The organism is Spongiactinospora sp. TRM90649 (assembly GCF_029382225.1).
Lineage (GTDB): Bacteria > Actinomycetota > Actinomycetes > Streptosporangiales > Streptosporangiaceae > Spongiactinospora.
Map to the genome: position 1 here is coordinate 282,792 of NZ_JARLTC010000006.1, position 18,540 is coordinate 301,331.

Here is an 18,540-nt window from a genome sequence, read left to right on the forward strand (position 1 = left end):
CCACATGCAGGAATGACTCTTGGTGTCAGGGTGTTCGTTGATACGTGGGCGAGGGACTGAACTGTTTCGATGCCATGCCGCCCGGCAGGGGGCGGCGTGGCAGGTGAGAAAGGTCCGCTGGCCACGCTCTTCAACGGCAGGAAGATGTCGCCCGTGCAGCGGCGCATCGCGCACTATCTGTCCGGTCACCTGACCGAGGTCATCTTCCTGTCCAGTGTGGAGCTGGCCGAGCGGGCTGGGGTCAGCCAGCCGTCCGTGACCAGGTTCGCAATGGTCCTGGGCTTCGCGGGCTATCCGGAGCTGCGCAGGGCGCTGCGCCCGCTGGCGATGGGCGGTGAGGAGCCGGCCGAACCCGCTCCTCCACCGCCCGGCGCCGCCGGGCACTGCGAGCCGGTCGAGGCGGGGCTGCGCGGCCTGGTCACGCTGCACCAGCGGCTGCGCACCCCAGAAGACGGACACAGCGAGGGGCACGGAGACGGGCACGGAGACGGGCACGGAGACGGGCACGGCGAGCGGAACGGCGACGGCGGGCAGCGCGGGCTGGCCGCGCGGATCGCCGACCTCGGCGGGGCGCTGGCGGCGGCGGAGCCGCTGCCGGTGCTCGGCCTGCGCTCCTCGGCGGGGCTGGCGGTCACATTGGGTTACTACGCCCGGCGGGTGCACCCCGACGTGCGGGTGCTCACCGGAGGCACGGAACTGGCCGACGGGCTGCACTCCGCGCGCCGGGCGGGCGCGGAGTGGCTGCTGGCCGTCATGCTGCCGCGCTACCCGGCGGAGGCGGTGCGCGCGCTGACCTACGCCGACCGGCTGGGGCTGCGGGTCGCCGTGATCACCGACCGGCCGGCCGTCCCGTTCCCGGCCGAGATCGTGCTCGACGTGCCGGTCGTCCACCGGCCTGTCACCGGCTCACAGGAGGCGGCGATGGCCCTGGGCATGGCGCTGGTGGAGGCGATGGCCGACGCCGCGCCGCTGCGCACGCGGGCCAGACTGGAGGAGTTCGACCGGATGGCCGAGGAGACCGGGGCGTTCCATGAGGGCTAGCGCCGCTCGGCGGTGCGGCGCAGCAGCAGGTCGCGCGCCTCCAGGAACGGCGCGCGCAGGAAGGCCAGGTGGTCGTCGCGGCCGTGCCGGTGGCAGACCTGGCCGGGCCACATCCGCCTGCTGCGTTCGTCGATGTACGCCATGGACCCCTCGACCAGGCTGAGCATGTGCTCGACGGTGTCCGCGTCGAAACGCCCGTACTCCTCGCCGGTGCGCAGGTACACCGGGGACGTGTGGGCCATGATCGGCCGGGCCCACACGTCGTGGTGCCGGGCGACGTCCGCGCCGGGGCCGTAGCAGCGGGCGGCGATCCACGAGTCCCCGGTGACGGTCAGGTCGGCGGAGATCTCCAGGGCGTGCCCGGGACGGCCCGGCGCGTGCTCGGCGACCACCCGCCCGTCGCGCACGATCTCGATCCGGTCCACCGGGAAGATCGACTCCGCGCGGGCCTCGACGCGCACCGCTCCGGACCCCACCGCGCGGGGCTCGTGGCCGTCCACGCGCAGGCTCAGCAGCGGCCCGCTGGTCACGAACGTGGCGCCGTCGCGCACGGCGGCGCACCAGCTCCAGTAGTCGAGCTCGCCGGGCGGCGGCACGTGGGCGTAGGTCCTGATCAGCCCGATCGGCACCTCGCTGCTCATCTTGTCGGTGCCGCCGACGAGCGTCACGCGGTACCCGGCGTTCAGGTAGCGGTAGTACTCGCCGATGTTGTACGGGTCGTAGGCGATCATCTCGACGGCGTCCAGGCGGTCGGTCGCCAGCAGCGCGGCGGCTTCCCCGTTGGGCACCGGGAAGTGCGCGAGGACCACCGTGCCGCCCTGTTCGTGGCATTCGTCCGCCCAGTGCGACAGCGTGGTCTCCAGCCCGCCGCCCAGTTCCGCCTCCTCCGCGCCGCCGGTGCACCAGGGCATGACCGGACGGCGCAGCCCGAGCAGGTTGACGTGCCCGAGCATGCCGCTGCGGTTCTCCTGACCGGCGAACACGTGGGTGTGGCCGTCGGCCGAGGTGTGCGGGCGGCCGGTGAACTCCTCGGTGTTGGTGAACAGGTGCCCCCACTGGCTGAGCAGCAGGTTGGTGACGCTCACGTCCTCGCCGCGCGCCTCCAGCTCGGCGCCGAGGGTGGAGACGAAGTGGACGTGGGTGTCTCCGGCGTACCAGCCGTCCGAGGGAAGGTCGGCGACGCGGGTGAGGGTCAGCTCCAGTTCGGCGGGCGAGCCGGGCCGTACCGTGATGGTCGTGCGCAGCGGGCGGTACTCGAATCCGCGCGCCACCTCGACGGTGACCTCGCCCAGCGGCAGCCAGCCCTCGCAGGTGCCGTCGATGTAGGAGTAGGTGGTGGCGCCGAGCCGCACGTCGCCGCCGATGTCCAGGTTCCAGGTGTTGCCATCGGAGTTGATGTGCCCGTGGTGGCCGTGGGGCGGGTACGGCACGCCGTCCGCCGACCTGAAGTGGATCCGGCACGGCACCGGCTCGCCGGTGGCCGAGTCGCGGACCACCGTCCGCACCCAGGCACGCCCCGCGTCGGGCAGCCGCCAGGTGACGCCCTCGCCGGAGATCTCCCCGGCCGACACCAGGTCTCCCCAGCCGCAGGCGGCCAGCTCGGTGCCGCCCCTGGTGAGCGTCAGCCGCGCCGACGGCGTGGCCGCCACGCGCACGTAGGCGTGCGGCCCCGGCGCGGGCGGCGACCCCCAGGCCGGTGTCCCGCCGTCGTCGCCGCCGGTCAGGCGCTGGTAGACGTACGTCGCCGAACCCCGGTCCACGCTCACCGACAGGTCCTCTGAGACCGGTTCGCCGTGCAGGTCGAGCAGCACGTCGCGCCACACGGTGCGCCCGAACGGGTCCTCGGCGAGCGCGCTCGCGGTCACCGCCCCGACCAGGACGGCCGGCCCCAGCGAACGGATCTCCACCGCGCGGACCGGCACCCCGGGACGCGGGTTGCGGCACGGCCACAGGTAGAACCGGTAGGGCAGCACGTAAGGCGACCTGGCCTGCGGGTCGTCGATGTCCACGAACCGCGCCCCGGCCGCGTCGTAGCGGCCGTGAACGCGGGGCATCAGCCGGTGCTCGGCGTCCGGCACGGCCAGGAACGGGGTCTGCCCCCAGTCCAGCGGGATCGGCCGGTCGCTCCACAGACGGGGCGTCGGCCCGATCTCGAACCGGCGGCGTACCGGGATCGGCTCCTCGTGGCCGTCCTCGTAGACCAGCGTGTACCGGGCGCACGCGCCGCCCACCGGCCGGCCGTCGAACAGGTCGGGGCTCTCCAGGGCGTGCGCGAAGAGCAGCCATTCCACGGCCCGGCCGACGGGGACGGTCACCGGCTCGCCCGCCACGCGCAGCAGCGCCGTCCCGGCGCGCTCGTCGCCGAACAGGAACGGGATGCCGTACAGCGTGCGCGGGCCGAGCGGATACCGGTCCCCGTCGTCGAGGAGCGTGCGCGGCGCGTTGAACAGCCCGGTCAGGTCGAGCGGCCGGTAGCCGCGCTCCTCGGCCGGGCCGTCAGGCACGATCGGCCACCGGCTCGCGGTCGTCCACCGAGGTCTGCGCCAGCCCGTCGTAGAGACGCGGCGCACGCGAGCGCAGGTAGAGCGCCCGCGCGACCCCGCCCGCGACGGCGAACAGCGCGATGCCGATGAGCACCGCGTGGGTGCCGATCCCGGCACCGGTCAGCAGCGACAGGTTGGCCAGCACCAGCACGAGCACCACGGCCAGCCCGATGAAGCTCAGGCCGGGGGCGATCGTGGTGCGGAACAGCCCGGCCTCGGGCGCCTGGCGGCGCAGGAACCGGATGACCGCGAGGCTGCACAGCGCCCACAGCGCGATGATGCCGAGGAATCCCAGGGCGCTGCCCCACAGCAGCAGGCCCAGGTACGGGTCCAGCCCGAAGATCGCGAAGGCGCTCACCGCGACGGCGGCGATGACGGTCTGCAGCAGGCCCGCCGCCCACGGGGCCTTGGTCCGCGCGTGGGTACGGCCGAGCACGCGCGGCAGCATCCCCTCGCGGCCGAGCGCGAAGAAGTACCGGTTCGCGGCGTTGTGCAGGGCCAGCAGCGCGGCGAACGCGCTGGTCAACAGCAGGATGTTCATGACCTCGACGATCGGCGCCGGGACGTACCTGTTGAACACCTCGACGACCAGGTTCACCGGGTCCTTCTCGGCCGCTCCGGCGATGGAGCCCGAGCCGTAGGCGACGACGATGACCCAGGTGACGAACGCGTAGAAGACCGCGATGAACCCGACCGCGATGTAGGTGGCCCGGCGGACCGTGCGGATGCCGCCGCGCGCCTCCTCACTGAAGATCGCGGTGGCCTCGAATCCCATGAAGGCCCCGGCGACCAGGGCGAACATGGCGGCGTTGCCCGGGTCGAAGACCGTGACGGGGGAGAAGGAGGTGGCCGACCAGTCGCCGGAGCCGCCGCTGATCAGCACGGCCACCACCATGACCACCAGGACGGCGATCTCCAGGACCAGCAGTACGCCCAGGATCCGGGCGCTGGTGTGGATGCCCCGGTAGCCGAGCCAGCCGACGAAGGCCAGGCCGACCAGCGCGAACATGTACCACGGCACGTCGACGTTGAAGTACCTGGCGAACGTGGTCGTGGCGTAGACGCCGAGCGCGCCGTACGTGCTGATCTGCAGGGCGTTGTAGGCGACCACGGCGAGCAGCGCCGCCCCGGAGCCCACGGGCTTGCCCAGCCCCCGGGAGATCGTCGCGTAGAACGCCCCGGCGTTGCGGACGTAGCGGCTCATGGTCATGAAGCCGACCGCGAAGAGTCCCATGATCACACCGGCCACCAGGTACCCGCCGGGCACGGCCGCGCCGCCCTTGAGGAAGTGCAGCGGGGCGACGGCGACGATGAGGGTCAGCGGGGCGAGCGCCGCCAGCACGGTGAAGACCAGGTCCTTCGTGCCCATGGCGTTGCCGGCCAGACTGTCGGGCCGGACGGCCCGCGAGGTGGCTTGGTCCGTCATGGTTTTCGCTCCTTACTCCGGGGCAGGACACCGGCGCACGGGATGAAGAGATGGCCGGGGAGCGGGGCCGCCTGGCCGATAACGCCGGAGCCTACGTCGGGCCCGGCGGGCAGACGAGGTCTGTTCCGTCCAACCGTCCTGTACGTTCCGCACAGCCCCCGCTACAGCTCTTCGATGGCGCGTAACGCCAGGTAGAGCTCCATGCGCGTGTCGGCGTCGGCGAGCCGGCAGCCCAGCGCGCCCTCGACCTGCCCGATCCGGTGGCGGACGGTGTTGCGGTGGACGCCAAGGTCGTCCGCCGTGCGGTCCCAGTGGCCGTTGTGCCGCAGCCAGACCCGCAGGGTCGCCAGCAGGTCGGCCGCGTCGTGCGGACGGCTCTCGCGGAGCGGGGCGAAGCGGTCGTCGGCGTAGGCGCGCAGGCGTTCCATGTCCATGACACCGGCCAGGCCGTCCATCTCGGCGCCGCTCACCACGGATCTGCCCTCGAACCCGGCGGCCCGCAGCGACCGCAGGGCCTCCTCGTACGCCGCGCCCAGCCGCTCGGCGGGATGCGGCGTGCTGATCCCGGCGAGCCAGCCCGCCCGGCTGAGGTCGCCGGTGATCCGGTCGAGCGGCGCGTTGCCGGGCAGCAGCGCGGTGCACACCTCGCCGTCGCGGTCCACGAACGGGGAGCCGAGCAGGGTGGCGAGGTCGCCGAGCCGGGCGTCGCCGCCCGAGCGGGCGCAGAGGACCCGCCAGTGGACGCCGGGGTCGTCGAGGCCGAACACCTCGGCGGCCCGGCGGATCCAGCGCGAAGAACCCGGGTCGAGCGCGAGCGACAGCGCCGCCCTGCCCACCTGGTGGGCGGGCCACTGGTCCACGGGGCCCGGGATGAGCAGGCCGAGCAGCGAGGCGGCCATCGTGGTGAGGGCGCGGTCGGTCACCCCGGCGACCACGGGCGCGCCCACCGCCAGCGCGTAGCCGCTGGGCAGCGGCCCCGCGACCGACTGCACCATGACCCGCTGGTCGGCCGAGCTCATCATGGCGCTGGTCGGGCGTGTGCTGGCGCAGGCCCGGTCGAGGGCGGCGCGCACGTCGCCGTCGAGCCGGGGATCGCCCCCCGACCAGTCGCGACGGCGCACCCGGTCGGTCAGCAGCGCCCAGCCCCCGGTGTGCGCGGCGAGCAGTTCCAGCGTCCTGGTGATCGGGGACGGGCCGGTGACCGCCCTGATCAGGGCGCGGTGGGCGGCGGTGAGCCGGGTGATCTCCGAGGTCTGGGAGGTCAGCAGCTCGCCGTACAGCAGTTCGGCGCACGCCTCGAAGCTCACCGAAGGGGGCACTTCGAGCAGCGGCAGCACGCGCTCCCGGCAGGCCGCGACGAGCGGTGCGGGCACCCGGTCGAAGATCGGGGTGACGCCGAAGCCCAGCGCGGCGACCCCGGCGGCCTTGACCCGGTCGACGTACTCGGCGCTGCGCTCGGGCCGCAGGTCGGTGCCGGCGAGCAGGAGCAGTTCGTCGCCCTGCAGGTAACGCGTGGGGTCGGCCAGCTCGCTGACGTGCACCCAGCGGACCTTGGTGCTCAGCAGGTCCGCGCCCGCGAGCACCCTCAGCCCGAGCCGGGTGACGAAGACGCTGAGCGGCACCATGTCCTCACACTACAGGCGGGTCTATGTCCTGTGACCTGGGCAAACTCACCGGCTGACGGCGATGAAGACCTTCTCGCTCGGCTCCACGGTGATCCAGTCGCCCTGGAACCCCTGCGGGATGTGGAAGGACTCGCCGGGGCCGAACTCCTTGCTGCGCCCGGCGGTGTCCCGCACCGCGACGCGCCCCTTGAGGATCACGCAGATCTCGTCGTAGGGCCAGGACTCGAAGCGGACGGTGCCCGGTTCGCCCCGCCAGTAGCCGCCGGTGAACGAGGTCGCCGCGCCGCCGAAGACCCGGAACTCCTCCTCGGCCCAGCGCGGCGACAGCACCTCGTAGTCGCTCAGCGGCGGCACGAAGCGCTCGCCGGTCTCCGGGCCGACGGCCCGGACCAGATCGATCCCGGTGGGCTCGGTGCCGCTCATTCCCCTGCTCCCATCGCTCCCGCCGCCCCGAACCGGCGCAGCACGTTGTGCGTCACGCGCTCGGCGAACGGATCGCCCAGGGTGAGCACGTGCGGCCACTCGGTGCTGCCGCCGTTGAAGACCTCGCCCGCGCCCCTGGTGAAGGCCGCGATCATGCCCGCGCCGCGCATCTCGCCCTCGTGGACGTAGTCGGGCAGGTCGTCGCCGAGGTCGGCGTTGTAGTTGTAGACCTCTTCCTCGGGACCGCCGATCGGCACCCGGCCGCCGAAGCGGTCCTCCTCCCCGCGTACGGCGGGCGCGAGCGCGAGGATCTCCAGCGTCTCCGGCGCGCCGTCCTCGAACGTCGGGTACGGCAGGCCGCGCCGGAAGGTGTACTCCACCGAGTCGAGTTCGAACGCGGCCAGGAACGACGGCGGCCCGCCGAGCAGGTCTCCGTAGTACAGGTCGGTGCCCTCGAAGGCCCAGTGGTGCGGCCGGTAGACGGTGAAACCACCGGAGGAGCGGGGGGTGGCGACGCCGTAGCGGTTGTAGATGCCGCCGAGGCCGTTGAGGCCCATGGTGGTCGCGCCCGGCCTGCCGACCGACTTGGCCTCCCACACCGTGGTGGCCAACTGGGGCGCCGCCGCGGCCTCGGGGTCGGCGGAGGGCAGGCGGTAGCAGTACTGCGTCTCGCCGTCGTCGCGCAGGCGTACCTGCCACTGGTAGTTGCCGCCGAACCTGGCCAGGCCGCCCCCCGCGTCCACGAAGGCGTCCACGGTGTCGCGCATCCGCCACGACCAGTACTCGTCGTGGCCGCACACGATCACGCAGGAGTAGCCGTCGAGTGCTCCGGGGTCGAAGTGCAGGTCGTGCTGGGTCAGGAAGTCCAGCTCGTAGCCGTTGCGCTCGGCCCAGACGGCGAAGTGACGCTCGTAGGTCGCCCAGAACGCGTCGGCGTGGTGACGGCTGTAGCCGAACAGGCGTGCCCACTCGTAGGAGGGATAGCGCGGGGCGCCGAACATCGGCAGCGTGCCGGTGTTGGCCTCGCGGGGCGCGCCCGCCGGTTTGCGGATCATGCCACGCGCGATCGGCCGCTGGGTGGAGGCGAGCGGCGACCCGGCGTCGGCGCGCGGGTCGTCGCCCAGGCCCCGGTAGTGGTTGGCGCCGCCCCAGTCGTTGTAGGCCAGCATGGTGCTGGTGGTCAGCACCAGCGCGGCGCGTGAGCGGCGCTGCGGCGGGGCCTTGACCACGAAGAAGTGGTCGCGCTCCCACAGCTCTCCCGACGGAGTGGTGGCGCGCACGGTGACGATGTGGAAGCCGCCGCGCCAGTCGGCGGGGATCTCCAGTTCCAGGCCGACGGGCCAGCCGCAGCCACGGGCGTGGGCGTCGGCGGGCGCCTCGTGCCGCTCCGCCGAAAGGCCCCGCCGTGACCACACGACCTCGGGCTCGGCCCCGTCGCGGACCACCTCCAGGTCGAAGGACGGCACGCCGGAGCTGAGGTGGAACCTGACCGTCTCGCCGGGGAAATACGAGAACCTGTCGGTGTAGCACCAGACCTCGGCGTCGCCCTCGGCGAAGGCGCGCTCCGACGGCCAGCCCTTCGGCGACCAGGCGAACGCGGCCGGAAGCCCGGCCTCTCTCGTGTCGCTCACGACCCTCCTCGACTCGTCTGCGTGATCCGAGCCTACGGACGGTGACCGCCGGAGAAACTGGACGACTCGCACAAAGCCCCTGGACGATTCGGCCAGGTTCCCCGGGCGCCGCTCCGGTTAGTCTCCGTCACGGAACCATCGTCACGGAGCCTTCGTCCGGAGCCGTGGTAGATCCGAGCTGTCAGAGAGCAGGGGAAACACCAGATGAGCGAGCCTCGTGGGCCGGTTGATTCCTCGCGGGTGCCCCGTTTCGCGGGCCCGGCGACCTTCGCGCGGCTGCCCAGGCTGGACGAGGTGGAGCGCGCGGACGTGGCCGTGGTGGGCGTGCCGTTCGACACCGGGGTGTCGTACCGGCCGGGCGCGCGGTTCGGCCCGGCGGCGGTGCGGGAGGCGAGCCGGTTGCTGCGGCCGTACAACCCGGGGCTCGACGTGTCGCCGTTCGCGGTGGCGCAGGTCGTCGACGCGGGCGACATCGTCTGCAATCCCTATGACATCGGCGCGGCGGTGGAAGCCATCGGGGAGGCCGCGGGGGCGCTGGGCACGACCGGCACGCGGCTGGTGACGGTCGGCGGCGACCACACGATCGCGCTGCCGCTGCTGCGGGCCGTCTCGGCCCGGCGCGGGCCGGTGGCGCTGTTGCACTTCGATGCGCACCTGGACACCTGGGACACCTACTTCGGCGCGGAGTACACGCACGGCACCCCGTTCCGGCGGGCGGTGGAGGAGGGCCTGGTGGACACCTCCGCGCTGTCCCACGTGGGCACGCGGGGCCCGTTGTACGCGGCGTCCGACCTGAACGAGGACGCCCGCCTCGGGTTCGGGATCGTGACCTCGGCCGACGTCATGCGCCGCGGGGTGGACGAGATCGTCGCGGCACTGCGCGAGCGGGTCGGCGACCGGCCGGTGTACCTGTCGGTGGACATCGACGTGCTGGATCCGGCGCACGCGCCGGGCACGGGCACGCCGGAGGCGGGCGGGCTGTCCAGCCGGGAGCTGCTGGAGATCCTGCGCGGCCTGGCCGGGCTAGACCTGGTGGGCGCCGACGTGGTCGAGGTGGCCCCCGCCTACGACCACGCCGAGATCACCTCGGTGGCCGCCTCGCACGTCGCCTACGACCTGGTCAGCCTGCTCGCCCTCGGCGTCCGCCCGGCGGCCTAGCTCGCCAGCCGCCGCATCGACGACACCGACCACGCGGTGGTCAGCGCGCCGAGCAGCAGGGTGAGCCCGAAGCCCAGCGGGATCGACCCGTTGCCGAAGTCGCCGGCGAACAGCGCGCGACCGGCCTCCACCGCGTGGTACAGCGGATTGAACATGGCGACGGTCTGCATCCACTGCGGGGCCAGCGACATCGGCAGCATGATCCCGGTGAGCAGGATCAGCGGCAGCGCGAAGAACTGCAGGATCTGCGACATGCCGTTCTCGTCGCGGACGGCGAGCGCCATGCCGTACGACAGGCCCGAGGCGAGCAGCCCGGTGGTGGCCATCAGCAGCAGCATCAGCGCGAGCCCCGGCAGGCTGGCGCGCATGCCGAGCAGCAGCGCGAGCGCGACCAGCAGCAGCGCCTGGACCACCAGCACGATCATGTCGCGGAGGGTGCGGCCGAGCACGATCGCCGGACGCCACGCCGGGCTGACCGCCAGGCGCTCCAGATAGCCGTTGCGGATCTCGTTGATCATCGCGAATCCCACGAACAGGGATCCGAACAGGGCGATCATGATCATCACGCCGGGGGTGAACATCCGCAGCGTGTCGGCCGTGGACGCGCCTCCGGCCGTCGTGTTGGCCACCAGCGGCGCGAACAGCAGCAGATAGAGCACCGGCTGCATGACCCCGAAGAGCGGCCATACCGGATTGCGGAGCGTGTGGCGGATCTCGTAGTCGAAGAAGAGCATGGTGTCACGGAACATGGGGGTCCTGTTCTCGTCAGTCCGCGTCGCGGAGGGAACGGCCGGTGTGGCGCAGGAACACGTCGTCGAGCGTGGCCCGCTCCATGGAGATCGACAGCAGCGACAGGCCGCCCCGCTCCAGCGCGCGCAGCAGGCCGGGCAGGTTGCGCTCGCCGTCGTCGAGGTAGACCCGCAGGGTGCCGTCCTCGCCGCGCACCTCGCTCACGAACGGCTCGGCGGAGAGCAGCCGGGTGGCCTCCTCGTCGTCACCGGCCGTCCGCAACGTGACCACGTCGGCGGCCACCTGCTTCTTCAGCTCGTCGGGAGCGCCCTCGGCGACCACGCGGCCGTGGTCGATGATGGCCAGCCGATCGCACAGGGCGTCGGCCTCCTCCAGGTAGTGGGTGGTCAGCAGCACGCTGGTGCCCTGGTCGCGCAGCGCGCGGACCTCGTCCCACAGATGGGCGCGGTTCTGCGGGTCCAGGCCGGTGGTCGGCTCGTCGAGGAAGAGCAGCGGCGGCCGGTTGACCAGGCCGATGGCGATGGAGAAGCGGCGCTTCTGGCCGCCGGACAGGGTGCGGACCGGCCGGTCGGCGAACTCGGCGAGAGAGAACGCGGTGAGCAGTTCCTCGCACCGCTCCTCGGCCCGCTTGCGTGACAGGCCGCCGAGCCGTGCCGCGAGGACGAGCCCGGCGCGTCCCGGCGCGCCCTCGTCCAAGCCGCCGCCCTGACCCACGTAACCGATCTTCCGCCGGACCTCGGCGGGCTCGGCGGCGACGTCGTGCCCGGCCACCACGGCGGTGCCGGCGGTGGGCGGGATGAGCGTGGCGAGCATCCTGATCGTGGTCGTCTTGCCTGCGCCATTCGGCCCGAGCACGGCGAAGACCTGCCCGGCCTCGACCTTCAGATCGACGCCTCTGACCGCCTCGACCTGCTCCGCCGGGCCCCGGCCCCGTTTCGCGGTGAACGTCTTGCGTAGTCCCTGCGCCTGAATGATCAACGGCTTTCCCTTCGGACGGTTAAGCGGGCGCGGATACACATGCTGGAGGTTTCCCATAGGGGAAGGTCAACCTGTTATCGGAGGCATGGCGGACATGCCGGGGGCGTCGTTCGGCATGGGTTCGTCCACCAATAGCCTGAAGACATGATCGAACGTCCTCGTGCCCTGGTCACCGGGGCCTCGCGTGGGGTGGGCGCGGCCGTCGCGGCCCTGCTCGCCCCGACCCACGATGTCCTGCTCGGAGGGCGCGACACCGCCGAACTGGAGAAGGTCGCGTCCGGCCTGGACGGCGCCCGCCCCTGGCCCGTCGAACTGACCGCCGTCACCGAGGCGGACGTCGCCGGCATCGACCGGCTCGACGTGCTGGTGCACAGCGCGGGCGTGCTGCGCGTCGGGCGGGTCGCGGACGCCCCGGCGCGGGACTGGCGCGAGTCCATGGAGGTCAACCTGTTCGCGGTGGCCGAGCTGACCCGGCTGCTGATCCCGGCGCTGCGCGCGGCCAGGGGGCACGTGGTGGTGATCAACTCCGGCGCCGGTCAGCGGGCGAACGCAGAGTGGGGGCCGTACGCGGCCAGCAAGTTCGCGGTGCGGGCGTTCGCCGACGCGCTGCGGCTTGAGGAGCACGGCGCGGGGATCCGGGTGACCAGCGTCTTTCCCGGCCGCGTGGACACCGGGATGCAGCGCTCGCTGCGCGAGATCGAGGGCGGGCCGTACGAGCGGGAGAAGTACCTGACGGCGGAGTCCGTCGCCCGGGCGGTCATGGCCGCCGTCGCCGCGCCGCCCGACGCCCATCTCACCGAGATCAGCGTCCGTCCGACGGCGGGCAACCCCTCCTGAGATCCGTTATTGATCTTGGTGCAGGGTGGGGGCACGGTGGAGGGCACCGTGCACGGCAGTACGGCTTGCGATCACGAGGTGAATGATGGGCTTCGACGGCATGTGGTCGGCGCTGACCGGGGTCGGGACCGACCCCGGGGGAGGCTACACGCGTGAGGCGTGGTCGGGAGCCGACCTGGAACTGCGCGAGTGGTTCCGCCAGGAGGCGGAACGCCGCGGACTGGACCTCCGGGGCGACCGCAACGGCAACCTGTGGGCCTGGTGGGGCGACCCGGACACGCGTCCCGGCGTGGTGGCGGGGAGCCACCTCGACTCGGTGCGCCAGGGCGGCGCCTACGACGGGCCACTCGGCGTCGTGTCCGCGTTCGCGGCGATCGACCTGTTGCGGGAACGCGGGGTGACCCCCGGCGTCCCCGTCGGCGTCGCCTGTTTCACGGAGGAGGAGGGCGCCAGGTTCGGCGTTCCGTGCCTGGGCTCGCGCCTGCTCACCGGGGTGCTGGAGCCCGACCGGGCGCGCGGGCTGACCGACGACGACGGCGACACGCTGGCCGAGGTGCTGAAGCGGGCCGGTCGCGACCCCGCCGCGCTCGGCCGCGACCCCGAGACGCTGGGTCACATCGGCGCGTTCGTCGAACTGCACGTCGAGCAGGGCAGGGCGCTGGACGGGCTGGGCTCCGCGATCGGGGTGGCGGCCTCGATCTGGCCGCACGGCCGGTGGCGGCTCGACTTCCGGGGCCGGGCCGACCACGCGGGCACCAGCCGCCTGGCCGACCGGGAGGACCCGATGCTGCCGTTCGCGAACGCCGTGCTCGCCGCCAGGACGGCGGCCGAGCGCGCCGGCGTGGTCGCCACGGTCGGCAAGGTCAGGGTCTCGCCCGGCAGCGCCAACGCGGTGCCCGGCCACGTCGCCGCCTGGCTCGACGTCCGCGGCGAGGACGAGCGGGCGGTCCGCGACCTGGTCGCCGAGGTGGGCGCCGGGGTGGAGGTGGCGTGCGAATCGTGGACCCCCGAGGTGCTCTTCGATCCCGCGATCGCCGCCCGCCTGTCGGCCGCGCTCGGCGACGCGCCGGTGATCCCGACCGCCGCGGGGCACGACGCGGGGATCCTGGCGTCCGCGGGTGCGCCCACTGCGATGGTGTTCGTTCGTAATCCGACGGGAATCTCCCACTCGCCGGAGGAGTACGCGGAGCCCGCCGACTGTCACGCTGGTGTCGTCGCCCTCGCCGACGCCGTGAAGGAGCTTGCCGATGGACTTCTGGTGTGAGCTCGCCTGGCTGCCGCCGGGCGAGGTGGTCCAGAACGTACTGATCCGCGTTGAGGGGCAGCGCATCGCCGACGTCGTGCCCGGCGTGGGCGAGCCCCCGGCCGGGGCCGTCCGCCTGGCGGGGCTGACCCTCCCGGGGATGGCCAACGCCCACTCCCACGCCTTCCACCGCGCGCTGCGCGGCGCCACCCAGGCCGAGAAGGGCAGCTTCTGGACCTGGCGCGAGCAGATGTACGCGGTGGCCGACGCGCTCGACCCCGATGGTTACCTCACCCTTGCCAGAGCGGTCTACGCGGAGATGGCGCTCGCGGGCATCACGTGCGTGGGGGAGTTCCACTACCTGCACCACGGGCGGGGCGGCACGCCGTACGACGATCCGAACGCGATGGGGCACGCGCTGGTCCAGGCGGCCCGCGAGGCGGGGCTGCGCATCGCGCTGCTCGACACCTGTTACCTGACCGGCGGCGTCGGCACGGCGCTGACCGGCACGCAGCTCCGCTACGGCGACGGCGACGCCGAGCGCTGGGCCGTGCGTGCCGAGGCGCTGTCCGACGCCTACGCGCGGGCGGACGACGTCGAGATCGGCGCGGCGGTCCACTCGGTGCGGGCGGTGCCGCCGGAGCAGATGCCGGTCGTCGCCGAGTTCTCCCACCACCACGCGGTGCCGCTGCACGCCCACGTGTCCGAGCAGCGGGCGGAGAACGCCGCGTGCGTGGAGATGTACTCCGCCACCCCCGTGCAGGTGCTGCACGAGCACGGCGTGCTCGGCCCGCGCTCGACCGCCGTGCACGCCACCCACCTGTCCGACGTCGACCTCGCCCTGCTCGGGCAGTCCGGTACCCACGTGTGCATGTGCCCGACCACCGAGCGCGACCTCGCCGACGGCGTGGGCCCGGCGCGGGCGGCGCACGACGCCGGGTCGCCGATCACGCTCGGCAGCGACAGCCACGCGGTGATCGACCTGTTCGAGGAGGCCCGCGCGGTCGAGCTGGACGAACGGCTGGCCACCGAGCGGCGCGGCCACTGGACCGCCGCCGAGCTGCTGACCGCCGCCACCTCCGCCGGGCAGGCCTCGCTTGGCTTCCCCGACGCGGGCACGCTGCTGCCCGGGGCCTGGGCCGACCTGGTGTCGGTGCGTCTCGACTCGGTGCGGACGGCGGGGGCCACCCGGGCCACCGCGGCGGAGGCGGTCGTGTTCGCGGCCACCGCCGCCGACGTGCATTCTGTGGTGTCCGGTGGGCGCCGGGTGGTGACGGATGGGCGTCACATCCTGGGCGACATCGGGCCGATGCTGGCCGCCGCTATCGATTCGGTCTGAAGTCGAAAGACTTTTGTGATGATTGCCGGGAATCCGGAGTGAAGGGACAGCATTCTGGTTTTGTCCTGGTAATGCTGACTAGTGAGAACAAAGGTCATTTAAGTGGCATCTATTCTGTTCGACCGGATTGGTGTGCTCTACACCGGCGACCATGAGGCGGAGGAGGAACTCCTCTCGGCGGCGCTGGTCGTGGAGGACGACAGGGTGGCGTGGGTCGGCCCCGCCGCGCGGGCGCCGCAGGCCGACCGGCGGGTGGACGCCGAAGGGCGCTGCGTGCTGCCCGGATTCGTGGACAGCCACGCCCACCTGGTGTTCGCCGGCGACCGCACCGAGGAGTTCGCCGCGCGGATGTCGGGCAGGCCGTACGGCGCGGGCGGCATCAGGACCACCGTCGCGGCGACCCGGCAGGCCGACGACGCCGAACTGGCCGCGCGCACCGCCGCCCTGGTCAAGGAGATGCTCGACCAGGGCACCACCACCGTAGAGATCAAGAGCGGCTACGGCCTGAGCCTCGACGACGAGCGCCGCTCCCTGGAGATCGCCGGGGCGTTCACCGAGGAGACCACCTACCTGGGCGCCCACGTCGTGCCGCAGGGCGTCGACCCCGACGACTACGTACGGCAGGTCGCGGGGCCCATGCTCGACGCCTGCGCCCCGCTCGCCCGCTGGATCGACGTGTTCTGCGAACGGGGCGCCTTCGACGGCGACCAGACCAGGGAGATCCTCTCGGCGGGGATCGCCGCCGGGCTGGAGGCGCGCGTGCACGCCGGGCAACTGGGGGAAGGGCCGGGGGTGGCGATCGCGTGCGAGCTGGGCGCGGCCTCCGCCGACCACTGCACGCACCTGAGCGACGCCGACGTCACCGCGCTGGCCTCAGCCGGGGTGGTGGCGACGCTGCTGCCGGGGGCGGAGTTCTCCACCCGCTCGCCGTACCCGGACGCGCGGCGGCTCATCTCCGCCGGGGTGACGGTGGCGCTGGCCACCGACTGCAACCCCGGGTCGTCCTACACCTCCTCGATGCCGTTCTGCATCGCGCTGGCCGTGCGCGAGATGCGGATGACTCCGCTCGAAGCGGTCAGGGCCGCGACCCGCGGCGGAGCCCTCGCGCTGCGCCGCGACGACATCGGCGTGCTGCGCCCCGGGGCCCGCGCCGACCTGGTGATCCTCGACGCGCCGTCCTATGTGCACCTGGCCTACCGGCCGGGTGTCCCGTTGATCGGGGAGGTCTGGCGGGGCGGCAGAAAGGTGGGCTGAGTTCCGGTCGTCCCCTCAATCGGCACCCGCATCCTCCGTGAGGAGGAATCCAAAACCGTCCTCCCGGCGTATCCATTGAGGGAATCTTTGCCCTGATCGAGTCGTTGGTCGAAACAGACGGCGCGGTCAGTACTACCAGACGGAACAAGGCGGCGGGAAAACGACCCGTCCTTCCGGCAGCGGCGGGAACGAGGTGCCAAGGGGATGGCAAGGGCCACGGGGAATCGCACGCAGGATCAGCAGGGCTCGGAAAGAGACCTGCTCGGCACATATCTGGCCGAGATCGGCCGAGTGCCCCTGCTGACGGCCGAGGAGGAGGTCGAACTCGCCAAGCGCATCGAGGCCGGGCTGTACGCCGAGCAACTGCTCGACGCGGCCATGCCCGAGCCGCGCACCGGCGACGCGACCGATGAGGAGCTGGAACGCCTCGCGGTGTCCGGCCGGCGTGCGAAGGACGAGTTCATCCAGGCCAACCTGCGCCTGGTGGTCGCGGTGGCGCGGAAGTACTCCGGGCGGGGGATGCCGCTGATCGACCTGGTCCAGGAGGGGAACCTGGGCCTGGTGCGCGCGGTGGAGAAGTTCGACTATCGGCGGGGTTACAAGTTCTCGACCTACGCGACATGGTGGATTCGCCAGTCGGTGGGGCGCGCGATCCACGAGCAGGCCCGACCGGTGCGGCTGCCCACCCATGCCGGTGAGCAGATGACGCGCCTGATGCGGGTCCGCAGGGACATGCTCGCCGAGTTCGACGCCGAGCCCACCGACGACGACCTCGCCAAGGTCCTCGACCTGCCCATCGAGCGGGTCCGCGAGCTGCGCCGCTGGGCCTCCGACCCGGTGTCGCTGCAGCTCGGCGTGGGCGACGAGGACGAAACCGAGCTGGGCGACATGATCGCCGCCGAGACCTGGGCCGACCCCGAGCAGCAGGCCATCGACGTGCTGGAGCGCGAGCGTCTCGAAGAGTGGCTGACCGGCCTGGAGGGCCGCACCCGCGAGATGCTGCGCTGGCGCTACGGCCTGGTCGACGGCCGCGAGCACACCCTGACCGAGGTGGGCGAGCGCTACGGCATCGGCCGCGACCGCGCCCGCCGGATCGAGCGCGACGCGCTGGCCCGGCTGCGCAAGATGGCGGTTCCCGCGGCCTGACCGGCCGGCGACGACGCGCTCAGGGCGGGGTGAGCGCGTCGATGTCCGCCTCGACGCGGTCCAGGGCGATCCGGGCCGCGCCGAGCGCGACGACCTCCTCGCCCAGCGCCGAGCCGACCACCTCGGGCGCGTTGAGGCACAACTTGGCGAGGTGCTCCCGCAGGGGGGCGAGCAGCACCTCGCCCGAGGCGGCGAACCCGCCGCCGACCACCACCAGCTCCGGATCGATCGCCAGCACCAGGGCCGAGGCCCCCTGGGCGACCATCCGGGCATAGCGGTCCACCGCCCGCAGCGCGGCGGGCTCGCCCCGCCCGGCGGCGGCGAAGACCTCCGTGTCCGTCACCTCCTCTGCGGCGTCCTGCCAGCCCAGCAGGCGCAGCGCGCCGATCTCGGCAGCCGCGCCGGTCCGCCCGAGATGCGGGCGCCCGCCGATGAGCAGCGCCGATCCCAGCCGCCGCCCGGCCAGCACGTAGACCACGTCGGACGCGTGGCGTGCGGCACCGCGCCAGTGCTCGGCCACCGCCGCGAGGTTGGCGTCGTTGCCCGCCAGCCCGGGACGGCCGAACCAGCGCCCGACCGAACCGGCCAGGTCGAGCCCGGTCCAGCCGGGCAGTGACCCCGCCAGCGTGACCCGGCCGGTGCGATCCACGACGCCCGAGGTTCCCGCGGCCACCGCGAGCAGGGTCGTGCGCACGATCCCGGCGGCGCCGAGGCAGGACTCGGCCACCGCGCGCAGCGCCGCCAGCCGGTCGGCGGCCGGGGCGTCCGGCGAGACCGGGGCCCGCTCGGTGGCCACCACCGTGCCGTCGAGGTCGGTGAGCAGCGCGAGCGCCTGGTGCGCGCCCACGTCGAGCCCGAGCACGTGACCCGCCTCGGCGCGGAACCGGAAACGCCGGGCCGGGCGTCCCGGTGCGCCTTCGCTGGGAGCGGCCTCGGCGGCCAGGCCCCGGGCGATCAGCTCCTCCAGCACCGCCTCGACGGTCTGCCGGGACAGGCCGGTGGCCCGCGCCAGCCCGGTCAGCGTGGGAACGCCCCCGGCGCGCAGCGCCCGCACGGTCACCCGGGTGTTCACCAGCCGCACCAGGGTTCCGTCACCCTTTCGCATATCCAGCCCACCTCGGCATGCATTGACCTATCACCGCCAGG

Annotated in this window: 15 protein-coding genes; 7 read left to right on the forward strand and 8 right to left on the reverse strand. The window is 73.0% G+C overall.

What is annotated here, in order from left to right; translation table 11 throughout:
- The first annotated feature begins 96 nt into the window (after window positions 1-96).
- Window positions 97-1,041 carry a MurR/RpiR family transcriptional regulator gene (locus P3X83_RS08620; RefSeq protein WP_277304353.1) on the forward strand — a complete coding sequence of 315 codons (945 nt, stop codon included), beginning with the start codon at window positions 97-99 and terminating at the stop codon, window positions 1,039-1,041.
- Here P3X83_RS08620 and P3X83_RS08625 read toward each other — a convergent pair.
- The 5 genes from P3X83_RS08625 to P3X83_RS08645 all read right to left on the reverse strand — a co-directional run bounded on the left by P3X83_RS08625 (window position 1,038) and on the right by P3X83_RS08645 (window position 8,689).
- Entirely contained in the window at window positions 1,038-3,545 is a 2,508-nt protein-coding gene (locus P3X83_RS08625; RefSeq protein ID WP_277304355.1) for a CehA/McbA family metallohydrolase, read from the reverse strand. The genes P3X83_RS08620 and P3X83_RS08625 overlap by 4 nt on opposite strands.
- Complete coding sequence (locus P3X83_RS08630; protein WP_277304356.1) at window positions 3,538-5,010, reverse strand: APC family permease; 1,473 nt, start codon at window positions 5,008-5,010, stop codon at window positions 3,538-3,540. Before P3X83_RS08630 ends, P3X83_RS08625 begins: the two co-directional genes overlap by 8 nt.
- 161 nt (window positions 5,011-5,171) lie before the next feature.
- Window positions 5,172-6,635: a PucR family transcriptional regulator gene (locus P3X83_RS08635; RefSeq protein ID WP_277304357.1), complete on the reverse strand. Its 1,464-nt coding sequence runs from the start codon at window positions 6,633-6,635 to the stop codon at window positions 5,172-5,174.
- 45 nt (window positions 6,636-6,680) lie between these two features.
- Window positions 6,681-7,058 (reverse strand): cupin domain-containing protein, encoded by a 378-nt coding sequence (locus P3X83_RS08640; protein ID WP_277304359.1) that lies wholly within the window; start codon window positions 7,056-7,058, stop codon window positions 6,681-6,683.
- Window positions 7,055-8,689: a N,N-dimethylformamidase beta subunit family domain-containing protein gene (locus tag P3X83_RS08645; protein WP_277304360.1), complete on the reverse strand. Its 1,635-nt coding sequence runs from the start codon at window positions 8,687-8,689 to the stop codon at window positions 7,055-7,057. Before P3X83_RS08645 ends, P3X83_RS08640 begins: the two co-directional genes overlap by 4 nt.
- Before the next feature lie 204 nt (window positions 8,690-8,893).
- On the opposite strand from P3X83_RS08645, the gene speB reads away from it, so the two are divergent.
- The gene (gene speB, locus P3X83_RS08650) at window positions 8,894-9,847 is read left to right on the forward strand and encodes an agmatinase (RefSeq protein ID WP_277304361.1); all 954 of its coding nucleotides are present in this window, start codon (window positions 8,894-8,896) and stop codon (window positions 9,845-9,847) included.
- Here speB and P3X83_RS08655 read toward each other — a convergent pair.
- Together P3X83_RS08655 and P3X83_RS08660 are read right to left on the reverse strand one after the other, a co-directional pair.
- On the reverse strand, window positions 9,844-10,596 hold the full coding sequence (locus P3X83_RS08655; protein WP_277304362.1) for an ABC transporter permease: 753 nt from the start codon (window positions 10,594-10,596) through the stop codon (window positions 9,844-9,846). The two genes, speB and P3X83_RS08655, sit on opposite strands and share 4 nt — an antisense overlap.
- 16 nt (window positions 10,597-10,612) lie before the next feature.
- On the reverse strand, window positions 10,613-11,572 hold the full coding sequence (locus P3X83_RS08660) for an ATP-binding cassette domain-containing protein (protein WP_277304478.1): 960 nt from the start codon (window positions 11,570-11,572) through the stop codon (window positions 10,613-10,615).
- Window positions 11,573-11,719: 147 nt separating this feature from the next.
- On the opposite strand from P3X83_RS08660, the gene P3X83_RS08665 reads away from it, so the two are divergent.
- The 5 genes from P3X83_RS08665 (at window position 11,720) to P3X83_RS08685 (ending at window position 17,394) form a co-directional block, all read left to right on the forward strand.
- Window positions 11,720-12,412 (forward strand): SDR family oxidoreductase, encoded by a 693-nt coding sequence (locus P3X83_RS08665; RefSeq protein WP_277304363.1) that lies wholly within the window; start codon window positions 11,720-11,722, stop codon window positions 12,410-12,412.
- Window positions 12,413-12,497: 85 nt separating this feature from the next.
- On the forward strand, window positions 12,498-13,676 hold the full coding sequence (locus P3X83_RS08670; protein ID WP_277304479.1) for an allantoate amidohydrolase: 1,179 nt from the start codon (window positions 12,498-12,500) through the stop codon (window positions 13,674-13,676).
- Window positions 13,660-14,994, forward strand: coding sequence for a formimidoylglutamate deiminase (locus P3X83_RS08675; protein WP_277304364.1), 1,335 nt, complete (start codon window positions 13,660-13,662; stop codon window positions 14,992-14,994). The genes P3X83_RS08670 and P3X83_RS08675 overlap by 17 nt, the downstream gene beginning before the upstream one ends.
- A gap of 102 nt (window positions 14,995-15,096) precedes the next feature.
- Window positions 15,097-16,248 carry an imidazolonepropionase gene (hutI, locus tag P3X83_RS08680; protein WP_277304365.1) on the forward strand — a complete coding sequence of 384 codons (1,152 nt, stop codon included), beginning with the start codon at window positions 15,097-15,099 and terminating at the stop codon, window positions 16,246-16,248.
- Between the two features lie 204 nt (window positions 16,249-16,452).
- Entirely contained in the window at window positions 16,453-17,394 is a 942-nt protein-coding gene (locus P3X83_RS08685) for a sigma-70 family RNA polymerase sigma factor (RefSeq protein ID WP_277304366.1), read from the forward strand.
- A 19-nt stretch (window positions 17,395-17,413) separates the two neighbouring features.
- On the opposite strand, the gene P3X83_RS08690 is transcribed toward P3X83_RS08685, so the two are convergent.
- A complete protein-coding gene (locus tag P3X83_RS08690; RefSeq protein WP_277304367.1) occupies window positions 17,414-18,499 on the reverse strand; it encodes an ROK family protein in 1,086 nt (361 codons plus the stop codon).
- Between the last annotated feature and the right edge of the window lie 41 nt (window positions 18,500-18,540).